This window comes from Streptomyces luteogriseus (assembly GCF_014205055.1).
GTDB lineage: Bacteria > Actinomycetota > Actinomycetes > Streptomycetales > Streptomycetaceae > Streptomyces > Streptomyces luteogriseus.
The window spans coordinates 2,018,609-2,027,578 of sequence record NZ_JACHMS010000001.1 but is presented as its reverse complement, the minus strand read 5'-3'; the positions used below and the strand labels follow the sequence as shown (position 1 = coordinate 2,027,578).

The window sequence follows — 8,970 nt, the reverse complement described above, 5'->3', positions numbered from 1 at the left end:
TCGAAAGCACCCTGGTGTGCGTGAGCGGATCCGTCACCAGGTCTCCGGCCTGAGGGCCGACTCCGCCGCTGCCTCGCTCTCGTGGTCGCCCACGGTGCCGACGGTGAACTCGCGGTCGTACGCCGTCCCGCCGATCGTGGCGCGCAGGCGGGTCGCGATGCGTTCCACGTCGCCCCGTTCCGCCGGGGGCTGGGGGGCGCCCGCCCGCTCGCGGGCCGTCGCCGCCGTGCCGAGGAGCCGGGTCGCCCGTTCCGGGGCGCCGGACAGGGAGTACGCGCCCGCCAGGCCTTCGAGGGCCAGGGCGACCGAGCGGGGGTCCTTGGTCGCCGCGGCGGCCGCGAGGCCGTCCCGGTGGTAGTCCAACGCTCGTGCGGCGTCGCCGCGTTGTTCGGCGATGAAGCCCAACTCCGCGAGGACCAGAGCCAGTCCCGGGCCGTCGCCGCGGCGGTGGTTCCAGGCGAGCCAGGGGCGCAGCCACTCCTCGGCGGCCTCGAGGCGGCCCTGGCGGCGGGCGCTCAGCGCCAGGCCCAGCGCGGCGAACTGCTCGGCCGGCTGGTTGCCCTGCCCGGCCGCGATCCGCAGGGCGCGCGCGTGCAGGTCGTCGGCCTCGTCGTAGCGCTGGGTGAGCAGGGCGATCCTGCCGAGCCCGGACAGCTTCGTGGACATCTCGGGCCAGGTCTCCAGGGCTTGGGCGATCCGCAGGTTCTCCCGGTGCAGCTGGGCCGCGAGGTCGTAGTCGCCGTTGATCTCGGCGAGCCTGCCGAGCACGTCCGTCGTCTTCAACCGGCCCCAAAGATCGCCCAGTTCCGCGAAGTGGACGCGGGCCTCCTCGGCGTTGCCGCGCAGCGACTCCAGGTCCCCGCGGGCCAGGGCGAAGCACGCGCGGGTGGTCAGCGCTGCGGCGGTGCCCCACGCGTCGCGCAGGGTACGGAAACGGACCAGGACCCGCTCGACCCGCTGCTCGCCCTCGACCAGCGCCCCCACCGTCCACTGCGCGTGCGCCAGGAACCACTGCGCCCGCGTCGACTCCAGGGAGGACTCGGGCGGATACTCCGCCAGGACGGCGCACTCCCGCTCTTGCTCGCCGAGCAGCAGACGGATGCCCGCGTACCAGAACTCCGCCTCCAGGCGCTCCTCGGGCGCGGCCTCGCCCGCCGTGTCCAGGGCCGTCGCCAGCGCCCTGCGGGCCTCGCCCAGCCGGCCGCGGACGTACCAGTACCAGGTCAGCGAGTTGACCAGGCTCAGTGCCTCCTGCGCGGCCCCGGCCCGGCCGGCCTCGGCCAGCGCCCGCTGCACGTTGGCCGCCTCCAGGTCCAGGTACGGGAACCAGCGGGACTGGTCCCGCCCGTGCAGATGCGGCCGGGCCCGCTCGGCGAGGCGGACGCAGTGGCGCAGATGCCGGGCGGCGGTCCCGGCGTGCTCACCGGACTCGGCGAGCTTGTCACGCGCGTAGACCGCGACGGACTCCAGCAGCCGGTAGCGCGGGCCCTGCGGCCCTTCGGTGCGGACGGCCAGGGAGCGTTCCACGAGCAGGCTCAGCGCGTCGAGGACGTCGGCCGGGGACACGCCGCCGCCGGAGCACACATCCTCCGCGGCCCGCAGCCCGCACCCCTCGGCGAACACCGACAGCCGGCGCAGCACGGTCCGTTCGCGGTCGTCGAGCAGGCACCAGCTCCAGTCCAGCGTGGCCTGCAGCGTTCGGTGGCGTGACGGGGCGTCCCGGTAACCGCTGTTGAGCACGGTGAAGCGGTCGTCGAGCCGGTCGTGCAGCTCCCGGATGCCCAGCGACCGCACGCGGGTGGCGGCCAGTTCCAGGGCGAGCGGGATGCCGTCGAGGCGGCGGCACACGTCGGCGACCAGGGGAGCGGTGGTGGCGTCGAGCGAGAACTCCGGGTCCGTCGCCCTGGTCCTGTCCACGAAGAGGCGTACGGCGCCCGCGCTCGTCAGCGCGTCGAGGTCCGGTGCGTCCTGCGGGGGCAGCGACAGCGGCGTCACCGGGTACACCGTCTCGTCCCGGGTGCGCAGGGATTCCTGACTGGTCGTCAGGACGTGCAGGTGGGGGGCCCGGCTCAGCAGCAGGCCGGTCAGCTGTGCGACGGCCTCCACGACGTGTTCGCAGTTGTCCAGCACGAGCAGCAGCCGCCGCCCGGCCAGGGCGTTCGCCAGGCGGTCCGCCGGGCCCCTGGCGTCGTCGTCCGAGGTGTTCTCCCGGATGCCCAGCGTCGCCATCACCTGCTCGGCCAGCGCCTCCGCGCCGGCGAACCGCTCCAGGCCCCCGGCGTCCGCGAGCTCCACGAGCCAGGTGCCCCCGCCGAACGCGCCCGTCAGACTCTCCGCCGTGGCCCGGGCGAGGCGGGTCTTGCCGACACCGCCCGGGCCGGTGAGCGTCACCAGGCGGCGCTGTAGGAGCAGGGCCCGGATCGCCCGCAGGTCCTGCTCGCGGCCCACCAGAGGTGAGGCCGAACCGGTGGGACCCGGCCCCGTCTGCGCCCCCGCCACGGACGGCGCCGGCTGCTCCGGTCCGGTCAGGACCGGATCGTGGCGCAGAATGGCCTGCTGCAGCGCCTCCAGGGACGGGCCGGGTGTCAGCCCCAGTTCCTCGTCGAGCCGGCGCCGCAGATCGTTGAAACAGTCGAGCGCGTCGGAGGAACGCCCCGCCTGGTACAGCGCCCGCATCAGCGCGCCCCGCAGCCCCTCGCGCAGCGGATACCGCTCCACCAGCTCCGTCAGGTCGCCCACCAGCAGGCTGTGCTCACCCAACTCCAGGCGCACCCCGGCGTGTTCCTCCGCCGCCGTCAGACGCTCCTCCTCCAGACTCGCCGCGGTCGGCCGCACGGACGGCTGGTCGGCGAACTCGGTGAAGGCCGGGCCGCGCCACAGCGCCAGTGCCTCGCTGTACAGCGCCGCCCGCGCCACGTGGTCCGCGCCGGACCTGGCCCGGGCGACCAGGTCGCGGAACCGCCCGGCGTCGAGCGCTCCGGCCGGGACGTCCAGGACGTATCCGGGCGGCCGGTGCGCGATCAGTTCACGGCCGCCCGTCTCCGCGTCCTCCAACGCGCGCCGCAACTGGGAGACTTTGGCCTGGAGCGACGCCGCCGGCCGGGCCGTGAACGTCGAGCCGCCCCACAGGTCCTCGATGAGCCGCGCAGCCGGGACGACCTGCCCGCGGTGGGCGAGCAGGTCCGCGAGGAGCATGCGCACCTTGACTTCGGGGACCCGCACGACGCGGCCCTCGTCCGTGCGCACCTCCAGCGGCCCCAGCACCCCGAATTCCATGATCCCAGCGTAACCGGGCGCAGACCGGCGCGACGTGCGACGAAAAGGGCTGGGCCACCGTCCCGAAGGACCGTCCCCGCAGCGTTTCCGAAGTCGTCCGAAGCGAATCCGAAGCGGCATGTAGCAGGGTTCCCCGGAGGAATGCGGTACGGCACCGGGGCGGAAGGCGGGGGCGGATGGCCGAGAATGAACGACTGCGGCTGGCGATCATCATCGGCAGCATCAGAAAGGGCCGGTTCGGGCACGTCGCGGCGGAATGGCTGGCCTCTCGGGCGCGGTTGCGGCCCGACTTCGACGTGGACGTCATAGACCTGGCCACGGCCTGGCTGCCCGACGTGATGTCCGCCGACCCGTCGGCGCCCCGGCCCCAGGCCGTCAAGGACCTCGCACCCTGGCTGGAGGCGGCCGACGCGTTCGTGGTGGTCACCCCCGAGCACCATCAGACGTTCCCGGCGTCCCTGAAGAACGCGATCGACTGGTACGACACGGAATGGCACGCAAAACCCGTCGGATTCCTCTCCTACGGCGGACCCTCCAGCGGATTGTGCGCGGTGGCGGCCCTGCGCCAGGTCTTCGGCGACGTCCACGCCGTCCCGGTGCGCGAGACCGTGAGCTTCCACAACTACTGGGAGCGGCTCGGCCCCGACGGCGCCCTGGCCGCCGCCGACGACTGGGACGTGTCGGCCCGGCTGATGTTCGACCGCCTGAGCTGGTGGGCCGGTGTGCTGCACCGGGCCCGGGCGGAGTGCGGCTACCACGTACCCCAGGTGAACGGACAGGAGCGCAACGCGCCATGGACGGCCAGTGGTTCCGGCGTTTCGGCGGTCCCGAGCCCGACGCGCTCCGGCTGATCCGCTTCTCGCGCGACGGAGGCGCGGCCGGCGCGTACCGGCCGCTGTCCCGGCGTCTCCGACCGCACGTCGAGGTGCGGGTTTTCCCGGCGGTCACTTCTCCGGGGGACCAGCGTCTCGACGACGTGGCCGAAGGCGGTACTGCGCGGCGTCCGCTCGGCGAGCGCCGCTCGGGTGGGCAGCGGCGCCTGCCATGACTGATCACGGGTGTTCGACGTACGGGGGTAGGCGTGGAATTCAAGGTTCTCGGACCGCTCGACGTGGTGAGCGGCGGGCGCAGTCTGCCGCTGGGGGGCGTCAAACAGAGAGCGGTCCTCGGACTGCTCCTCCTCCACGCCAACCAGGTGGTCGCCACCAGCCGGCTTCTGGAGGCCCTGTGGCCCGAGGACGCGAGGCCGGTCACGGCACGCAAGATGGTGCAGAACGCCGTATGGGGGCTGCGCACCCTGCTGGAGAGCGGTGACGGCGAGGGGCACGAGGCGCCCCGGCTGCTCACCCGGGCACCGGGCTACGTCCTGCGCGTCGCCCCCGAGCAGCTCGACGCGACCCGCTTCGAGCGCGCCGTGGCCGCGGGCCGGGCGCGTCTGGACGCGGGTGAGGCGGCCGAGGCCGCCGGGCTGCTGAGGGAGGCCCTGGCCGAATGGCGCGGCCCGGCCCTGTCCGACCTGGCCGAACAGGGTGTGAAGTGGGCCGAGTTGACGGCACTGCGGCAGCTGCGCCTGGACGCCATGGAGGACCGCTTCGAGGCGGAGCTGGCATGCGGCCGCCACCATGCCGTGCTGGGTGAACTCGCCTCGCTCGCCGGGGCCGAGCCCCTGCGGGAGCGGCTCTGCGGGCAGCTGATGCTCGCCCTGTACCGCTGCGGGCGGCAGGCGGAGGCGCTGAGCGTGTTCAGCAGGGTACGGCTGGCCCTGGTGGAGGAGTACGGCCTGGAACCGTCCACCGCCCTGCAGACCCTGCAGCACCGCATCCTGCGCCACGACCAGGCACTGGCCTTCTCCACGGGGGTCCGCGCGGAGCCGGGCGCCCCCCAGACGAGCGCGCCGGGACGGCTCGCGGCCGGGTACACGGATGCCGTGCGAGCCCCGGTCCGGATCACCCCGGACACCGGCGCCCCCGGGGTGGCCGGTCCGGACGTCACGGCACCCGAACTCCAGCGGGCGCCCGCTCTCCTGACCGCCGGCGCCGCGGAGGACGGGGGCCGTCCCGGCCCGGCGTCCGCGTACGGCGCCGTGGAGAGTGGCGAACAGCAGGGCCCGGCAACGGGAGTCGGCGTCGCCGAGGGGGGCGGCCCGGTCGCCGAGCGCCGCGACGTGTGCGTGCTCGTGCTGTGCACCGAGTCCGCCGGGGACGCGACGGCCGTGGGGAGCGAACGGCTGGACACCTCCCTGCACGACGCGGTCACCGTGCTCACCGAGACGGTCGAGGACCGCTCCGGGACGGTCGTCGGCTCGATGGGCGGGCTGTGCGCCGCACTGTTCGGGCTGCGGTCCGAATGCCCCGAGGCGTCGCTGAACGCGGTACGCGCCGCCTTCGCGGCCCGCGACCGGCTGGCCGAACGGGCGGGCATGGTGATGCGTGCCGTGGTGATCTCCGGCAAGGCGATCGTGCGCTACGACCCGCACGACCCGGGCGCCGCCGTCTCGGTGGTGGGCACCCTGCTCGACACGGCGCACGGGCTGCTCTCCGGCGTCCCGGAGGGCGAGCTGTACGTGAGCGAGGCCGTGGCCGGCGACACCGGCGCGTGGGTGACCTACGACGAGACGACCCGTGTCCCCGACGGCACACCCGGCATCCGCAGGGCCCGGGCCCTGCGCCCGGACGGGCCCGCCGGGCACGGCACCGACCCCGGGGTCCCACCCGAACTCGCCCTGCTGGAGAACCTGCTGGACTACTCGCGCCACCATGATGTGCCCTCCATGCTGACGGTGCTCGGCGATCACGGGGCCGGAACGTCCCGCCTGCTCGCCCGGTTCGAGCGCCGCGTCACGGGCGACGCCGGCGGGGTGCGGGTCGTACGGCCGCGCGTTCCGAGGGGCGGCCGGGACGCCGCCGGTGTCGCGGCCGCGCTGCTGGAGGCGTGGGCGCCGCGGCACGGGACGCGGCACGACCCGCCGGAGCAGCGGATCAGAGCCGTGGTCCGCTCCGCCGTCGACTCCGACGTGGATGCCGCGAGGCTCCTGCGGATACTGTGCCCTGCACCCCGACCCGGCCCGGCCGGGCGCGGGGCCGACCTGCTCACCGCCTGGGGCGAGGTGATCGCGCACGAGGCACGTCACCGCGCCGTGGTGCTCTGCCTGGACGATCTGCACCTCGCCCACGACGTGGTGCTGGACTGGGCGGAGAGCCTGAGCGGCGCGGGCACCGGAGCGCTGCTGGTCGTCGCGTGCGGCCATGCCGACCTGCTGCGCCGCAGGCCCCTCTGGGGCAGTGCCTGCGAGCACACCGGCCGGCTGACCCTGCCGCGCCTGCGCGAGCCGGCCGCCGCTCCCCAGCCGCGGCGCGCCGCCCTGCCCTCCCTGGACTGCCGCCCCCGCCGCCAGGAGGAGCGGGCGAGACCGTCGGGCCGGATCCACGCCGGGTTCCGGGGCAAGGCGGCCGAGCCGGTCGAGGTCCGCCCCGGACGACGGGCGGTGTGAGGACGGGGTCGGCCGGGTGGCGCCGTCCGCGTGGCGGGGCGAGGCGATCACCGGGGCGGTCGTGGCGCGGTTCGGGCGGCCTTGGTGGGGTCCGGCGCGGTCGTGGCGCGGTCCGGGGCGGACGTGGCGCGGTTCGGGAGGCCAGGGTGGGGTCCGGGGCGGACGTGGCGCGGTCCGGGCGGCCGTGGTGGGGTCCGGGGCCGTCGTAGCGCGGTGATGACCGGGCGAGGAGCCGCGAAGGGGCGGCAGCGGCCTCAGGCCTGGCGTACCCGACCGTCCCAGCGCCAGGCGCCGTGACGCGGCAGCCCGGGCAGCGCGGCGCGCCCGGTGCACCACAGCAGGGTCTCGGCGGGGGAGTGGCCGGTGGGCGCGTCGGGAAAGAGCCGCTCGACCACGGGCGCCGCCAGATCGTCCGACGGGGTGTAGTCCACGCCTACCGCCTGCGCGATGTCCCGCCCGTGGACGACGAGTTCGAGCACCCCCATCGCGGCGAAGCCGGCCGCGTCGGAATGACCGTACGGGTGCCAGGCGCGGACCTCCGGCGGGGTGTCGCCGACGGTGCCGGCGAGCAGCGTGCCCGCGATCCGGATGCCCTCCAGGGCGGCCGGGACCGGAGCGTGAGCGTCGATCGAGGAGAACAGGGTGATGTAGCGGTCGGTGGGCCGGGCGATGAGCAGACCCGCGTACCCCACCACCCCCAGCGCGATGTGCGAAAGGGTCTCGCGACAACTCCAGTCCAGATCGCCCGCCTTCCCGCGCCAGTCCTGACCGGCTCCCTTCTCGAGTGCCGAAGTGGTGTCCTCGGCCGCCGCCCGTACGAGTTCTGGCCATGAATGAGTCATGCCGAGATATTCCCATACGGGCCTTTGTGGGCACCGGTCGATAATGTCCCGGCCAGTGCTCGGTAATTGCCGGGTAAGTGCACGTCATATCCCTTTCCCTTTCAGCAGGTAAGAAAGTGATGATCGGGCGATGAGTGGGCTCTTACTCATTTCCTCAAGCCCTTCAGTAAGGTTTTGAACTCCAGGGCCGCGTCCTGATCGGCCCGGAGCCCGGCACCGTCTTCCTCTGAGTCGACGCCCCGGAACACCTCTTTCACCGGCACGCCCTGAGTGCCGGTTCGCTCAGCACACCACTTTCGTACTGGAGGAACAGATTCATGGGTGACAACCACGCCTCGGTGTCGGTGCTCGGCCTCGGCCTGATGGGTCAGGCCCTGGCCGCAGCCTTCCTGAAGGCGGGTCACGCCACCACCGTGTGGAACCGCTCGGCGGACAAGGCCGACGGCCTCGTCGCCGACGGCGCGGTCCTCGCCGCGAACCCCGGCGACGCCGTCGCCGCGAGCGACCTCGTGATCGTCTGCGTGTCGACGTACGACGTGGTGCACGACGTCATCGGCTCGCTCGGTGACGCCCTGCGCGGCAAGACCCTCGTCAACCTGACCACGGGCTCCTCCGAGCAGGCCCGGCAGACCGCCGACTGGGCGGAGAAGAACGGCGCGCGGTACCTCGACGGCGCCATCATGATCACCCCGCCCGGCATCGGCGCCGAGACCTCCGTTCTCTTCTACGCGGGCGACCGGGCCGTCTTCGACTTGCACGAGCCCGTGCTGAGACTCCTCGGCGGCGGCACCACCTACCTCGGCACCGACCACGGCAAGCCCGCCCTGTTCGACGTGTCGCTGCTCGGCCTGATGTGGGGCGCCCTCAACAGCTTCCTGCACGGCGTGGCCATCGTGGAGACCGGCGGCGTCAAGGCGCAGGAGTTCCTGCCGTGGGCCCACATGTGGCTCGACGCCATCAAGATGTTCACCGCCGACTACGCCGCGCAGATCGACGCCGGTGATGAGAGCTTCCCGGCCAACGACGCCACCCTGGAGACGCACCTGGGCGCACTCAAGCACCTCGTCGAGGAGTCCGAGGCGCTGGGGGTCGACACCGAACTGCCGAAGTACTCCGAGGCGTTGATGGAGGGCATCATCGCCCAGGGCCACGCCAGGAACAGCTACGCCAGCGTCGTGAAGGCGTACCGCCGCCCCGAGCGGTGAGCACCGGGCTCGGTCCTGGCTTCGCGTGCACCGGCTCCACCTTTACGAGGCGCCGGGCGCGACCGACGTCCACGGCGCCACCAGGGCGACCTCGCGCCCGGCGGCGTGATGACAGACCCGCCCGATCGCCCCGCCCTCCCGGCATGCGCTTGGATCA

5 protein-coding genes are annotated in these 8,970 nt (G+C 73.7%); 3 read left to right on the top strand and 2 right to left on the bottom strand.

Annotated features, from left to right (window positions below):
• Positions 1–33 precede the first annotated feature (33 nt).
• Positions 34–3,276, bottom strand: a complete 3,243-nt coding sequence (locus BJ965_RS08980) for a BTAD domain-containing putative transcriptional regulator (protein WP_184908194.1) — start codon at positions 3,274–3,276, stop codon at positions 34–36.
• 176 nt (positions 3,277–3,452) lie between these two features.
• Here BJ965_RS08980 and BJ965_RS08975 point away from each other — a divergent pair, with 176 nt between their 5' ends.
• Both BJ965_RS08975 and BJ965_RS08970 read left to right on the top strand, forming a co-directional pair.
• Positions 3,453–4,127 (top strand): NADPH-dependent FMN reductase, encoded by a 675-nt coding sequence (locus BJ965_RS08975; RefSeq protein WP_184908193.1) that lies wholly within the window; start codon positions 3,453–3,455, stop codon positions 4,125–4,127.
• 230 nt (positions 4,128–4,357) lie between these two features.
• Positions 4,358–6,766, top strand: a complete 2,409-nt coding sequence (locus BJ965_RS08970) for a BTAD domain-containing putative transcriptional regulator (protein WP_184908192.1) — start codon at positions 4,358–4,360, stop codon at positions 6,764–6,766.
• Between the two features lie 254 nt (positions 6,767–7,020).
• Here BJ965_RS08970 and BJ965_RS08965 read toward each other — a convergent pair whose 3' ends face one another.
• Entirely contained in the window at positions 7,021–7,608 is a 588-nt protein-coding gene (locus tag BJ965_RS08965) for a maleylpyruvate isomerase N-terminal domain-containing protein (RefSeq protein WP_184908191.1), read from the bottom strand.
• A 317-nt stretch (positions 7,609–7,925) separates the two neighbouring features.
• Between BJ965_RS08965 and BJ965_RS08960 the strand changes: the two genes are divergently transcribed.
• Complete coding sequence (locus BJ965_RS08960) at positions 7,926–8,813, top strand: NAD(P)-dependent oxidoreductase (RefSeq protein ID WP_184908190.1); 888 nt, start codon at positions 7,926–7,928, stop codon at positions 8,811–8,813.
• Positions 8,814–8,970: the final 157 nt, after the last annotated feature.